This is a genomic window from Pseudonocardia lacus (assembly GCF_018531445.1).
In the GTDB taxonomy this organism is placed as follows: Bacteria; Actinomycetota; Actinomycetes; order Mycobacteriales; family Pseudonocardiaceae; genus Pseudonocardia; species Pseudonocardia lacus.
The window spans coordinates 1-13,414 of the sequence record NZ_JAHDTH010000221.1 but is presented as its reverse complement, the minus strand read 5'-3'; the positions used below and the strand labels follow the sequence as shown (position 1 = coordinate 13,414).

Annotated in this window: 13 protein-coding genes; 9 read left to right on the top strand and 4 right to left on the bottom strand. The window is 75.1% G+C overall.

Features of this window, described 5'->3' with window-relative positions:
* Nucleotides 1-122: 122 nt before the first annotated feature.
* A complete protein-coding gene (gene surE, locus KIK08_RS32535; RefSeq protein WP_214407151.1) occupies nucleotides 123-905 on the bottom strand; it encodes a 5'/3'-nucleotidase SurE in 783 nt (260 codons plus the stop codon).
* Nucleotides 906-1,040: 135 nt separating this feature from the next.
* Between surE and KIK08_RS32530 the strand changes: the two genes are divergently transcribed.
* On the top strand, nucleotides 1,041-1,934 hold the full coding sequence (locus KIK08_RS32530; protein ID WP_214407153.1) for an aldose 1-epimerase family protein: 894 nt from the start codon (nucleotides 1,041-1,043) through the stop codon (nucleotides 1,932-1,934).
* Here KIK08_RS32530 and KIK08_RS32525 read toward each other — a convergent pair.
* Nucleotides 1,927-2,703, bottom strand: coding sequence for a transglutaminase-like domain-containing protein (locus tag KIK08_RS32525; RefSeq protein ID WP_214407150.1), 777 nt, complete (start codon nucleotides 2,701-2,703; stop codon nucleotides 1,927-1,929). The two genes, KIK08_RS32530 and KIK08_RS32525, sit on opposite strands and share 8 nt — an antisense overlap.
* Nucleotides 2,704-2,803: 100 nt before the next feature.
* Here KIK08_RS32525 and KIK08_RS32520 point away from each other — a divergent pair, with 100 nt between their 5' ends.
* Entirely contained in the window at nucleotides 2,804-3,826 is a 1,023-nt protein-coding gene (locus KIK08_RS32520) for an NADP-dependent oxidoreductase (RefSeq protein ID WP_214407149.1), read from the top strand.
* Between the two features lie 20 nt (nucleotides 3,827-3,846).
* Here KIK08_RS32520 and KIK08_RS32515 read toward each other — a convergent pair whose 3' ends face one another.
* Complete coding sequence (locus tag KIK08_RS32515) at nucleotides 3,847-4,779, bottom strand: ATP-binding protein (RefSeq protein WP_214407148.1); 933 nt, start codon at nucleotides 4,777-4,779, stop codon at nucleotides 3,847-3,849.
* Nucleotides 4,780-4,987: 208 nt separating this feature from the next.
* Here KIK08_RS32515 and KIK08_RS32510 point away from each other — a divergent pair, with 208 nt between their 5' ends.
* From KIK08_RS32510 to KIK08_RS32495, 4 genes are all read left to right on the top strand, one after another.
* Complete coding sequence (locus tag KIK08_RS32510; RefSeq protein ID WP_214407147.1) at nucleotides 4,988-5,443, top strand: MaoC family dehydratase; 456 nt, start codon at nucleotides 4,988-4,990, stop codon at nucleotides 5,441-5,443.
* Between the two features lie 43 nt (nucleotides 5,444-5,486).
* A complete protein-coding gene (locus KIK08_RS32505) occupies nucleotides 5,487-6,701 on the top strand; it encodes an acetyl-CoA C-acetyltransferase (protein WP_214407146.1) in 1,215 nt (404 codons plus the stop codon).
* 123 nt (nucleotides 6,702-6,824) lie between these two features.
* Nucleotides 6,825-7,319, top strand: coding sequence for a MarR family winged helix-turn-helix transcriptional regulator (locus KIK08_RS32500; RefSeq protein ID WP_214407145.1), 495 nt, complete (start codon nucleotides 6,825-6,827; stop codon nucleotides 7,317-7,319).
* Nucleotides 7,320-7,330: 11 nt separating this feature from the next.
* Complete coding sequence (locus KIK08_RS32495; RefSeq protein WP_214407144.1) at nucleotides 7,331-9,016, top strand: MDR family MFS transporter; 1,686 nt, start codon at nucleotides 7,331-7,333, stop codon at nucleotides 9,014-9,016.
* Nucleotides 9,017-9,160: 144 nt separating this feature from the next.
* Here KIK08_RS32495 and KIK08_RS32490 read toward each other — a convergent pair whose 3' ends face one another.
* Nucleotides 9,161-9,661, bottom strand: a complete 501-nt coding sequence (locus KIK08_RS32490; RefSeq protein ID WP_214407143.1) for an inorganic diphosphatase — start codon at nucleotides 9,659-9,661, stop codon at nucleotides 9,161-9,163.
* 248 nt (nucleotides 9,662-9,909) lie between these two features.
* Here KIK08_RS32490 and dacB point away from each other — a divergent pair, with 248 nt between their 5' ends.
* From dacB to KIK08_RS32475, 3 genes are all read left to right on the top strand, one after another.
* The gene (gene dacB / locus KIK08_RS32485) at nucleotides 9,910-11,259 is read left to right on the top strand and encodes a D-alanyl-D-alanine carboxypeptidase/D-alanyl-D-alanine endopeptidase (RefSeq protein WP_214407142.1); all 1,350 of its coding nucleotides are present in this window, start codon (nucleotides 9,910-9,912) and stop codon (nucleotides 11,257-11,259) included.
* Nucleotides 11,260-11,363: 104 nt separating this feature from the next.
* On the top strand, nucleotides 11,364-12,026 hold the full coding sequence (locus KIK08_RS32480) for a hypothetical protein (protein WP_214407141.1): 663 nt from the start codon (nucleotides 11,364-11,366) through the stop codon (nucleotides 12,024-12,026).
* 101 nt (nucleotides 12,027-12,127) lie between these two features.
* Entirely contained in the window at nucleotides 12,128-13,213 is a 1,086-nt protein-coding gene (locus tag KIK08_RS32475) for a zinc-dependent metalloprotease (protein WP_308258031.1), read from the top strand.
* Nucleotides 13,214-13,414 lie beyond the last annotated feature (201 nt).

Here is a 13,414-nt window from a genome sequence, read left to right as displayed (position 1 = left end):
ACCCCGACGATCTGGCGTCCCTCGTATGCTCCGCTCACAGGGGCCTCCTCGAATCGATGGCGTGCACACCTCGAGCATGAGCCGAGGGTCACGAGGAGCGGAGGCCCCGCTCCTTCATCGCATCAGACGGGGACGGCGTTCAGGACGCCGGGCAGCTCGCCCACCGACGACAGCCGGGTGAGCGTGGGGTGGCCCTCGGCCAGCAGGGCGATGTCGGTGCCGGGTTCCGGCGACCCGACCTCGACCAGGCTCGCGTGCAGCGCGTCGCCGTCGTCGCCGCTGCGCTGGTCGACCCGGATCTGCACCGAGCCGAACCGGGCCAGCCGGGCCTCGCGCAGCTCGCCCAGCTCCGCGGCGGGCCGGTTCGGCACGTTCAGCGAGAGCACGGTCGCCTCGGGCGAGCCGAGCAGCAGGTCGATGACGCCGGGCAGCACCGCGCGGACGGCGTCCCAGTGCGGGTCGGTCGGGATCTGCGCGCCGCTGTCCAGCGAGACCGCCAGGCCCCGCCACCCGTGCAGCGACCCGGCGAGCGCCGCCCCGACCGTGCCCGAGTGCAGCACCGAGTGGCCGGTGTTGGCGCCGTAGTTGACCCCGGACAGGACCAGGTCGGGCTGGGGGTCGAGCCAGCCACGCCCGGCCGAGTGCACGATGAACGCCGGGTGCCCCTCCACCGCGAACGCCGGGACGCCGGGCAGGTCGGCGTTCTCCCGGGGGTGCAGCCGCACGCGCCCGTTCTCGCGCACCGCCAGCACTGACGCGCCCACGCCGCTGGAGTCGACGTGCGGGGCGGCGACGATCACGTCGAGGCCCGCCTCGCGGGCGCCCGCGGCCAGGGTCCACAGCCCGGGGGAGTCGATGCCGTCGTCATTGGTGATCAGGGCCCGGAGCCTGCGGGAGGATGCCACCCGACCACCGTATGCGAGCGTGGTGGCCGTTCGGCGTCCACGCGACGACGCTCACCTGACGGGCGCAGCCGTCCCGCGGGTCGCGGGCGTCGGTGGGGGCCGCGGCGTCCTAGGCTTCCCGGCGTGGTGACGCCGATGCTGCCGACGGGCAACCAACTGGAGATCTCCGCGGGTCCGGCCCGGGCGGTGGTCACCCAGGTCGGGGCGGGCCTGCGCGCCTTCACCTCGGGTGGCCGGGCCTACGTCGAGACGTTCGCCGAGGACCGCCGCCCGCCGCGCGGGGCCGGCACCGTGCTGGTGCCATGGCCGAACCGGACGGCGAAGGGCCGCTGGACCTGGCGGGGCGAGCCCCAGCAGCTCGCGCTGACCGAGCCCGCAGGCGGCAACGCCATCCACGGCCTGCTCCGGCACACCGTCTACGAGGTCCGCGAGCACGCGGCCGACGCCGTCGAGCTGCACGCGATCGTGACGGTGCAGCCCGGCTGGCCGGTGCCGCTGGACACCGCGATCCGCTACGCGGTCGGCGACGACGGCCTCACCGTCACCCACACCGTCCGCAACATCGGCAGCGACCCGGTGCCGTTCGGCGTGGGCGCCCACCCCTACCTGCGGGCGGGCGACTCCGAGACCGACGATTCGGTGCTGACGCTGTCGGCCGCGTCCTCCCTGCCGCTGGACGGCGGCCTGCCCACCGGCCCCGCCGTCCCGGTCCCCGACGACCTCGACTTCCGCGGCGGCAGGCCGCTGCGCGGCCTCGACCTCGACAACGCCTGGGGCGACTGCACCCCCACCGACGGCCTCGTCCGCCACCGCCTGGCCGGCCCGGGCGGGGAGGTCGAGCTGTGGGCGGAGCCGGTGTTCGGGTTCGTGCAGGTGTTCACCCCGGACGACCACCCCGGCCGGGGCCGCGTGGTCGCCGTCGAGCCGATGACCTGCCCGCCGGACGCGCTCAACACCGGCGTCGGGTTGATCGAGCTCGGCGTGGGCGAGGTCTGGACGGGCAGCTGGGGCGTGCGCCCGATCAGTTGAGGTGGGCGCGCAGGGCGCGGGCCGAGGCCCGCAGCTGCAGCGCCCGGGCCGCGGTCACCGTCTCGGCCCGCTCCTCCAGCAGCCGGGCCCCCTCGACCCAGCGGCCCTGGTCGCCCAGCGTCTCGGCGAGCTCCAGCAGGTCGGTCAGGTCGGCCCCGGGCAGCGCCAGCCGCATCCGCAGCACCCACTCCAGGTCGTGCGGGCGGCGCCGGGCGCGGTAGGTGCCGCGCAGGTTGAGCAGCATCCGGGTGAGGATCGCCGTGGTGGGGGCGGTGGCCAGCAGGTGCGGGCCGAACGGCGTGCGCCGCCCGGTGCCCGACGACGCCCGGAACAGCCGCTCGCACTCGGCCATGCTCAGCTCGGCGCCGCCGGCGAACACGTCGAGGTGGCGGGGGGTGCCGGTGGGGCGGACGAGGAAGTGGCCCGGCATGCCGACGCCCTCCAGCGCCACCCCGGCCCGCCTCCCGACCTCGATCGCCACCACCGCCAGCGTGATCGGGATGCCGAGGCGGCGGCGCAGGACGTGGTCGAGCAGGGAGTTGCGCGGGTCGGTGTAGTCGCGGGTGTTGCCGGCGAAGCGGCGCTCGACGAACAGCCTGCGCAGCAGGTCGTCCAGGGAGTGCACGCCGTCGGCGAGGCGGTCGAGCTCGGCCAGCCACGGCTCGGCGTCGAGCGCGGGGTCGGCGCCGGCGGCGATGGCGAGGGCGGCCCGGTCGAGCGGCGGGTCGGGCCGCTCGACGAGGCCGGCGAACCGCGCCACCGCGTCCATGCCCCCATCGTCACCCGCGGCCGCCCCGCGCGTCGACGGGGCGGCAGGCGCGGTGGCGCGCCGCCTGTCGGTCCCGGCCCCGGACGGGTAGGCATTGCCCATGAGCGATCTCGCCGCAGGCACCGTCAACCACCAGGTCAGGCTGGCTTCGCGCCCGTCGGGGCTGCCCGGTCCCGAGACCTGGGCGCACACCGAGGAGCCGGTCGGCGAGCCCGGCGAGGGCCGGTTCGTGGTCAGGGTGACGCACATCTCGCTCGACCCGGCGATGCGCGGCTGGATGAGGGACGTCCGCTCGTACGTGCCGCCGGTCGGCATCGGGGAGGTCTTCCGGGCGCTCGCCGGGGGCGAGGTCGTGGCGTCCCGGCACCCGGACTTCGCCGTCGGCGACCACGTGACCGGGCAGTTCGGCTCGCAGGAGTACGCCGAGTCGGACGGCTCGGACGTGCAGCGGGTCGACGTGGGCGTCGCGCCGATGTCCACGCACCTGGCGGCGCTGGGGATCACCGGGATGACCGCCTACTTCGGGCTCTTCGACGTGGGCGCGATGGCCGAGGGCGAGACGGTGCTGGTGTCCGGGGCGGCGGGCGCGGTCGGCAGCGTCGTCGGGCAGCTGGCCAAGATCAGGGGCGGACGGGTGGTGGGCATCGCGGGCGGCCCGGAGAAGTGCCGGCTGCTGGTCGAGGAGCTGGGTTTCGACGCGGCCGTCGACTACAAGTCCGAGGACGTCCGCAAGGCGATCCGGGCCGCCGCCCCGGACGGCGTCGACGTCTACTTCGACAACGTGGGCGGCGAGATCCTCGACGCCGCGCTCACCCGGCTGCGCCGCGGCGCCCGGGTCGTGCTCTGCGGGGCGATCTCGCAGTACAACGCGGAGGGGCGGCCGGTCGGTCCGGCGAACTACATGAGCCTGCTGGTCAACCGGGCGCGGATGGAGGGCTACGTGGTGTTCGACTACGCCGACCGCTACGCCGGGGCCGCCGCCGAGATGGCGGGCTGGCTGCGCGACGGGCGGCTGCGCAGCGAGGAGGACGTCGTGCCCGGCTCGGTGGCCGACTTCGGCGACACGCTGCTGCGGCTGTTCCGCGGCGACAACACCGGCAAGCTCGTCCTGCGGATCGCCTGATCAGCGGGCGGCCGTGGCGCTCACCCGCGGCCCAGGGTGAGGCGGATGGTGGTGCCCTCGCCGGGGGCGCTCCACACCTGCAGCACGTCGCACAGCTCGGAGGCCAGCCACAGACCGCGGCCGCGCTCGCCCCGCGGCGGGGGCAGCGTCAGCCCGGGGAAGGGCACTTCCATGTGGCCGCCGTCGAAGACCTCGGCCACGACGTCGCCGTCGCGGTCCCACATGCGCAGCACCCCGGCGCCGGGGCCGTGCTCGATGCTGTTGGAGGCCAGCTCGTTCACCGCCAGCACCAGGTCGGCGACGTCCTCCGGGACGAGCCCGGCCGCGGCGGCCACCGTCGTGACCGTGCCCCGCACTTCGGCCAGCGTGCTCAGGTCGAACGGCCGCTGCGCGGCCGGGCGCCCGAGGTCGGGCGGGGGCGGTGGCGGGAAGTCGACGACGGCCTCCTGCGGGGGCCGGTAGCCCTCGCCCGCGATGACGCCTGCGGCCGTCCCGACGTGCGGGTGGGTGGCGCGGACCAGGGCCTGGGGAGCGGCGACCGGGAACGGGCACAGCACCGTGACCGGCAGGTCCGCGGTGGCCACGTCCAGGGCGATGTCGAGGCGGGCCCAGTACTCGGGCCCGCAGCCGGGCAGGTCCTCCAGGTGCTGGCCGACGACCAGGGCCCGGCCGCCGGGCTCGGTGATGCGCCGGTTGGTCCGGGCCCACCCCACGGCGACGGTGAACGGCGGCACGGTGTGCACGTCGGCGGGGTCGAGGAACTGGACGCCGTCGGCGGTGTCGCCCAGCGCGGCCTGCAGCGCGCCGCGCTCGTCGCGGGCGAGCACGGCGACGACCGGGTCGCCCGCGGTCGTCGCGGCGGTGACGCGCGGGGCGAGCCGAGCGGCCAGGTCGGTGGGGCCACTGAACGCGACCGCCTCGTGCCAGCCGCCCTCGGGTCGATCAGGCGGCACTACCACTGGTGCCCCCGCTGCCCCGTCATGCCGTCCGATCCCGCCTCCTCGCTCGACGCACGACCATAGTGGGCAGCGCCATTCCGGGCAGGTCCTGGCGCGGCCGTCGATGTGGCAGGGTGACCGGGGAGCGAGATCAGCACACTCATCAGCGAAACCAGCGCATGGCGTCAGCACGACGACGAGCTGCACGAGACCGGGAGCCAGGATGCGGATCTTCAACGGGCCGGACGAGCTGAAGGCGGCCGCGGGCACGAACGTCGGGGCGAGTGATTGGCTCACCGTCGACCAGTCCCGCATCGACACGTTCGCCGACGCCACCGACGACCACCAGTGGATCCACGTCGACCAGGAGAAGGCCGCGGCCGGCCCGTTCAAGACCACGATCGCGCACGGCTTCCTGTCGCTGTCGCTGATCGTGCCGCTGGCCGCGCAGGTCTACCGGGTCGACGGCGTGAAGATGGGTATCAACTACGGGCTGAACAAGGTGAGGTTCACCTCGCCGGTGCCCGTGGGCAGCAAGGTCCGGGCGAACATCGACCTGGCCGATGTGTCCGAGGTCAGCGGCGGCGCGCTGCAGGTCACGCTGAAGGTGACCGTCGAGATCGAGGGCTCCGAGCGGCCGGCGGTGGTCGCGGAGTGGCTCACCCGGCAGTACTTCTAACAGCGGCAGGGCGCGCAGGGGCGTCCGGGTAGGGAGGCATCAGATGCGGGACGCGGTCATCTGCGAGCCGGTGCGCACGCCGGTCGGCGGTTTCGGGGGTTCGCTGCGCGACGTGCCGGCCCACGTGCTGGCCTCGACGGTGATCCGGGGCCTGCTCGACCGCACCGGGCTGCCCGGCGACGCCGTCGACGACGTGATCCTGGGCCACTGCTACCCCACCATGGACGCCCCCGCGATCGGCCGCGTCGCCGCTCTGGACGCCGGCCTGCCGGTCACCGTCAACGGCCTGCAGCTCGACCGGCGCTGCGGGTCGGGGCTGCAGGCCGTGCTGTACGCGGCCATGCAGGTGAGCGCGGGCGCATCGGACGTGGTGCTGGCCGGCGGCGCCGAGTCGATGTCGAACGCGCCGTTCTACTCGACGGCGATGCGCTGGGGCGCCAAGGGCGGCCCCGGCGTGCTGCTGCACGACGCGCTGGCCCGCGGGCGCGTCACCGCGGGCGGGGTCAACTTCCCGGTCCCCGGCGGCATGCTGGAGACGGCGGAGAACCTGCGCCGCGAGTACTCGATCCCGCGCGCCGAGCAGGACGAGTACGCGGTGCGCTCGCACCAGCGGGCGGCGGCCGCGCGCGACGCCGGCCGGTTCGCCGAGGAGATCATCCCGGTGACGGTGAAGGGCCGGAAGGGCGACACCGTCGTCGACACCGACGAGCACATCCGCGCCGACTCGTCGGTGGAGAAGCTGGCCGGGCTGCGCCCGGTGCTCGGCCGCGACGACCCGGAGGCCACGGTCACCGCGGGCAACGCCAGCGGGCAGAACGACGGGGCGGCCATCTGCGTGGTCACCCACCCGGCGCGGGCCGAGGAGCTGGGCCTGCGCCCGCTGGCGCGGCTGGTCTCGTGGGGGGTGGGCGGGGTGCCACCGGCCACCATGGGCATCGGCCCGGTGCCGGCGGTGGCCAAGGCCCTCGACGCGGCCGAGCTGGCGCTGTCGGACATGGACCTGATCGAGCTGAACGAGGCGTTCGCCGCCCAGGTGCTCGCCTGCACGCGGGAGTGGAAGTTCGCCGACGCCGACTTCGACCGGGTGAACGTCAACGGGTCGGGCATCTCGCTGGGCCACCCGGTGGGCGCCACCGGCGGGCGGATCCTGGCCACCCTGACCCGGGAGATGGACCGCCGCGAGGCCCGCTACGGCCTGGAGACGATGTGCATCGGCGGCGGGCAGGGGCTGGCCGCCGTGTTCGAGCGGGTCGCCTGAGCGCACCCGCGTAGATCACACCGGATGCGGGTTGCCGGCAACCGCCGGCAACCCGCATCCTTGCGTGCGACAACTTGTTGCGTGGCACACGCATTCGGCACCGCGATCGGAGGAGGACGACACATGCCGTCCGAGGAGGACATCGCCGTCGCCGACCGCGTCAGCACCGCGCTCATCCGGCTCATCCGGCTGATCGAGCGCAAGAAGGCGCAGCGCCAGTCCGACCACCCCGACGCCGTCGAGCGCGCGACCTACCACCTGCTGGTGCACCTGGTGAAGGGCGGCCCGCGCCGGGCCGTCGTGCTCGCCGAGGAGGTCCACTCCGACCCCTCGACGATCAGCCGGCAGGTCGCCCAGCTGGTCAAGCTGGGCTACGTCGAGCGCACCGCCGACCCCGACGACGGCCGGGCCACCCTGCTCGCCGCCACCGAGGAGGGCAGCCGGGTCTTCGAGGAGAACCGCAGGTTGCGCAACGAGCACGTGGCCGGCGTGCTCGCCGGTTGGCCCGAGCCCGACCGGGAAGCCCTGGCCGACCTGCTCACCCGCTTCGCCGACGACTTCCTCGTCGAGCCCGGCCCCGACCACGCCCGCCCCGAGCCGTCCGCGGCCCGGTCCTGAGGAGAGCCCCCATGTCCGAGCCCAGCGGCGCCGCCGCAACGGCGCCCGCCGGCGGGCTGACCCACCGGCAGATCCTCACGATCTTCGCCGGGTTGATGATCGGCATGTTCCTGGCCGCGCTGGACCAGACGATCGTGGCCACCGCCATCCGCACGATCGCCGACGACCTCGACGGGCTGAGCCTGCAGGCCTGGGCCACCACCGGCTACCTGATCACCGCGACGATCTCGACCCCGCTGTACGGCAAGCTCTCGGACCTGTACGGGCGCAAGCCGCTGTTCCTGCTGGCCATCTCGATCTTCGTGATCGGCTCGGTGGCCTGCGGGTTCGCCGGCTCGATGTACCAGCTGGCCGGGGCCCGCGCCCTGCAGGGGCTGGGCGCCGGCGGGCTGTTCTCGCTCGCCCTGACGATCATCGGGGACATCGTCTCGCCCCGGGAGCGGGCCAAGTACCAGGGCTTCTTCGTCGCCGTGTTCGGCACGTCGAGCGTGCTCGGCCCGGTGCTCGGCGGGCTGTTCGCCGGCCAGGACGACATCCTCGGCGTTACCGGGTGGCGCTGGGTGTTCCTGGTCAACGTGCCGCTCGGGATCCTCGCGCTGGCCGTGGTCACCAAGGTGCTCAACGTCCCGCACACCCGCCGCGAGCACCGCATCGACTGGCCCGGCGCCGTCGCGCTGACCGTCGGGCTGGTGCCGCTGCTGATCATCGCCGAGCAGGGCCGCGACTGGGGCTGGGACTCGCCGCGCGCCATCGGGTGCTACGCGCTGGGCGCCGTCGGCCTCGTCGCGTTCATCTGGGCCGAGCGCCGCATCGGCGACGACGCCCTGCTCCCGCTGCGCTTCTTCCGCAACGGGGTGTTCAGCTGGGGGTCGCTGGCCGCGCTCGTGGCCGGCACCGGGATGTTCGGCGTCGTCGCGCTGCTGCCGCTCTACCTGCAGATCGTCAAGGGCGCCTCGCCCACCGAGGCCGGCCTGCAGACCCTGCCGCTGGTGCTGGGGATCATGTCGATGTCGGTGTTCTCCGGCCAGCTGATCTCGCGCACCGGGCGCTACAAGGTGTGGCCGATCCTGGGCCTGTCGCTGATGATCGTCGGTGCGGTGGCGCTGTCGTTCGTCGGCGTCGACACCCCGTACTGGCAGGTCGTGATCGTGATGGTGGTGCTCGGCTGGGGGCTGGGCGCCAACATGCAGCCGATCACGCTGGCCGTGCAGAACGCGATGCCGCCCCAGGACATGGGCGTGGCCACCGCGTCCTCGACGTTCTTCCGCCAGCTGGGCGGCACGCTCGGCACGGCGGTGTTCCTGTCGGTGCTGTTCAGCTCGCTGGGCGGGCACGTCGCCGACAACTTCCGCGACGCCGCAGCGACGCCGGAGTTCCGGGCCGCCGTCGCCGACCCGGCCGTCGCCGCGAACCCGGCCAACGCGCCGATCCTGGCCGGCCTGCAGGGCGGTGGGACGCCCTCGCTGGAGGACTCGTCCTTCCTCGCCGCGGCCGACCCGGTGCTGGCCCGACCGATCCTGGAGGGATTCGCCGACGCGATGAGCACGGTGTTCCTCACCGCGGGCGCCGTGCTGGTGCTGGGGCTCTTCGCGGTGTCGATGATGAAGGAGCTCCCGCTGCGCACCCTGTCGGGCGTGGAGGCGGCCAAGGCCGACGAGGCGGCTCCGCCCGCCCCGGCCTCCGCCCCGACCCCCTGACACGCCGACACACCCCCCGCCCCGGACGCGACGGCTCCCGCCCCTGGTTCAGGAAAGCCACGATGCTGCCCGCAGAGGGCCGGAACGTGGCTTTCCTGAACCGGGGGCGCGAGGCGCGGGACGGCCGGGCGCGCGCCCGGGCGGTCAGTGCTCGCCGTGCTCGGCGGCGTCCTTGGCGCGCTGCCAGCTCAACTTGATCTCGCGCTCGGCGTCGGCCCGGCCCACCCAGGTGGCGCCCTCCACGCTCTTGCCCGGCTCCAGGGTCTTGTAGATCTCGAAGAAGTGCTGGATCTCGGCCCGGTCGAACTCGGGCAGGTGGTGGATGTCGCGCAGGTGCTCCTGGCGGGGGTCGTCGCTGGGGACGCAGAGGACCTTGTCGTCGCCGCCCTTCTCGTCCTTCATCCGGAACATGCCGATCGCCCGCGCCCGGATCAGGCAGCCCGGGAACGTCGGCTCCTGGACGAGGACCAGCGCGTCGAGCGGGTCGCCGTCCTCGCCGAGGCTGTCCTCGATGAAGCCGTAGTCGGCCGGGTACTGGGTCGCGGTGAACAGGGTGCGGTCGAGGCGGATGCGCCCGGTCTCGTGGTCCACCTCGTACTTGTTGCGCCCACCCTTGGGGATCTCGATGGTGACGTCGAAGTCCACTGTCGCTCCTGAGGTGTTCGAGGGTGCCGGCGAGCATGCGCCGGGCCCGGTCGGACCCGACCGGCCCCGGCGCCGGCTCTATTGTCGGGGACCGGATCGGCGGTGCGGTGACCGGCCGACCCTGCCGCCACCGACCAGGTGGCGGACTCGGGCGTCGCCGTGGACGGAAAGGGCGGGCAGCGGTGTCAGGTCGGCAGGCCACTGGTCGGACGCGACCGAGCCGCGCGCGGTGGGTCCTGGTCGCGGTCGTGGTGGTCGGCCTGCTGTGCAGCTCGGCCGCCGCGCTGGCGCTGACCGCGCCGGGTCTGGTGCCCGGCCTCGGCGCGCCCCGCAGGCCCGCGGTGCCCGCGCTCCCGGTACCGGTGCCGGTGCTGGGCCCGCTGGCCGCGAACGCCCCCACCCCCAGCGACGCGGGCCTGGCCGCCGAGCTCGACGGCCGGGCCGACGCCGTGCCCGGGCGCTTCGGCGGCGTCGTCATCGACCCGGCCTCCGGCGACGCTCTCTGGGAGCGCGACGCCGACAGCCGCTTGACCCCCGGGTCCACCGGCAAGCTGCTCACCGCCGCGGCGGCGCTGCTGACCCTCAACCCGACCGACACCCTGGCCACCCGCGTCGTCGCCGGCCCCGACCCGGGCACCGTCGTGCTCGTCGGCGGCGGCGACCCGACGCTGACGGCCCTGCCGGCGGGGAAGGCGACCGTCTACCCCGACCCCTCGCGGCTCACCGAGCTGGCCGAGCAGGTCGAGGAGGCGGTCGCGACGCCGGTCCGCCGCGTCCTCGTCGACACCTCGCTCTACTCCGGCCCCACCCTCGCCGAGGGATGGCTGCCCGAGGACATCCCGGCCGGCTACGTGGCCCCGATCGAGCCGCTCATGCTCGACGGCGGCCGCATCGACCCCACCCTGCAGGACGGCCCCCGCATCACCGACCCGGCCCTCGCCGCGGGCCGCGCGCTGGCCGGTCTGCTCGGCGCCGACCCCGACGACGTCGAGACGACCGAGGCCGCCCCCGACGCCGAGCGCCTGGGCACCGTGACCTCCGCCCCGATCTCCGAGCTGGTCGAGCACACCCTGCGCACGTCGGACAACGTCCTCGCGGAGGTGCTGGCCCGCCAGGTCGCGCTCTCGCGCGAGAGCGGGTCGACGTTCGCCGACGGCGGGTCCGCGGTCCTGGCCGCGCTCGGCCAGGCGGGTTTCGACCCCGAGGGCACCGTCCTGGTCGACGGCAGCGGGCTGTCCACCGCCAACCGGGTCACGCCGAAGCTGCTGGGCTCGGTGCTGGCCGCCGCGGCGGCCCCGGCCGCCGGACCGCACGACGTCGAGTTCCTCCGCCCGGTGCTCACCGGCCTGCCGGTGGCCGGCGGCGTCGGCACCCTCGACGACCGCTTCACGCCCGGCGACCCGGCCGGGGGCGGGCGGGGTGTCGTGCGGGCCAAGACGGGCACGCTGACCGGGGTGAGCAGCCTGGCCGGGGTGGTCACCGACGCCGACGGACGGCTGCTGGTGTTCGCGCTGATGTCGAACGGCGACAGCCCGTCGACGACCCGGCCGAAGCTGGACGCGATCGCCGCGGCCCTGTCCTCCTGCGGCTGCCGCTGACGGTCCCGGATCGTGGGACGGGCGGTATCAGGGCGCGGACGCCGGGCCTCTACGGCTCGGGGGACGGGCCGACCGCGGCCCGCGAGGGCCCAGGGGGAGCGGGCGTGACGGCGCTGCTGGCGATGCCGACGACGGTGGCGTCCCTGCTCGGCGCGCACCGCGGCGATGTGCTCGCCGACGCGCTGCACCGCAACGGGGTCGCCGAGCGCGCCCTGCGCGGGACGCCGCGGCTGCCCGCCGACGCGGAGCGCGTGCTCGACCAGCGTGTCGGCGAGGTGCTGCACCGCCTGCTCGACGTCGACCTCGGTGAGCTCGTCGTGGAGGGCTGGGCCGAGCGCATGGAGCTGGCCGACGCCGTCCTGCGCACCCGGGTCGGGCGGGCCGCCGAGGAGGTCCGCATCGGCGACCACCGGATCACCTCCACCCACCACCCCACCGTCGACGTGCTCGCCGGCGGTGCTCAGGTCACCGCGCTGCGCTTCGAGCTGGTCGTCACGCTGCGGCTGCGGCGGGTGGTGGCGGTGGTGCGCGGCGGCCTGCTGGTCGACGTCCCGGCCGGGCACCTCGCCGCCGACGCGGTGCTCACCCTCGACGGCGACGAACTGCTGCGGGCCACCGGTCGCGGCCCGGTCGGAGCCGTGGTGCGCCTGGGCGACGGTCTCCTGCTGCCGGGGCCGCTGGTGGCGCACCCGCGGCCCGTCGAGTCGGACGTGCCGGCGGCCGTCCTGCCGATGATCCGGCGCACCGGCGACGACCCGGCCCCCTGACCGGATCCGACCCGCCCGGAATGTCCGCGCCGCACGCATTCCGCCGGGTCCGGGCGCTCGTGGCCCTGCGCGGTCGGGGTGGTGGTGCGTAGCGTGGGGGCGTGACGCACGCGATCGACCAGACACCCCCGGATCCCGGCCCCCTCGAGCGCGGCCTGCCGGTCGACTGGGACCTCGCCGTGCGCACCGCGTCCCGGCTGATGAACTCCGGCCCGGAGGCCACCCGCGAGGAGGCCACCGAGCTCGTGGCCCGCCTGCGCACCGACGCCCGCATCGCCGAGGGCCACGTCCGCGACGTCACCGGCCTCGGCCACGGGCTGGCCCTGCTGCCCGCCGACGTCGTCGACCGGCCTGGCTGGGCCGAGGCCGCGCTGCACGGCATGGCCGAGCTCACCGCGGGCGCCGAGCTGCCCGCGGTCTCCAAGGTGGCCAGGGCGGTCACCGGCCGCACCGCCGGCCTGCAGCTGGGCGGGCTCGTCGCCTACCTGGGTGGGCGCGTCCTCGGCCAGTACGACCCGTTCGGCGGGGCCGACAAGGCCGGGCGGCTGCTGCTGGTCGCACCCAACATCCACGCCGCCCAGCGCGCCCTCGACGTGCCGGCCGCCGACTTCGGGCTCTGGGTCTGCCTGCACGAGGCCACCCACCGCCTGCAGTTCACCGCGGTGCCCTGGCTGCGCGACTACTTCTCCGGCGAGATCGGCCGGTTCCTGTCGCTGGGCCGCGGCTGGACGGGCGAGGGCGAGCGCCCCTCGATCGACAAGCTGCCCGAGCTGGTGCGGGCCGTCCGCTCGTCCAAGGGCGACTCGCTGGCCATCGTCGAGCTGCTGCAGGGGCCCGAGCAGCGGGCCGTCCTCGACCGGCTGCTCGCGCTGACGACCCTGCTGGAGGGCCACGCCGACCACGTCATGGACGCCGTCGGCACGGACGTCGTCCCCAGCGTCGCCACCATCCGGCAGCGGTTCACCATCCGCCGCCGCGGCGGCGGGCTGGTCGACCGGCTGCTGCGCGCGCTGCTCGGGGTGGAGGCCAAGGTCCGCCAGTACGCGGTCGGCTCGGCGTTCACCTCGCACGTGGTGCTGGCCACCGGCATGGACGGGTTCAACAAGGTCTGGGAGGGCCCGGAGACGCTGCCACTGCGCTCCGAGCTGTCCGACCCCGGTGCCTGGATCCGCAGGGTCCACGGCTGACCCACCCGCCACCCCACCCGTCGCCGTGCGACCGTGACGGCGTGACCGGACGGGCGACGGACGCGGCGGTGGCGCGGGTGCGCCGGGCCGTGCGCGCGGCGCTGCGCGCGGTCCCGGTCGACGGCACTGTCCCGCTGCTGGTCGCGTGCTCCGGCGGGGCCGACTCGACGGCGCTCGCCGCGGCGGCCGTCGCCGTCGCCG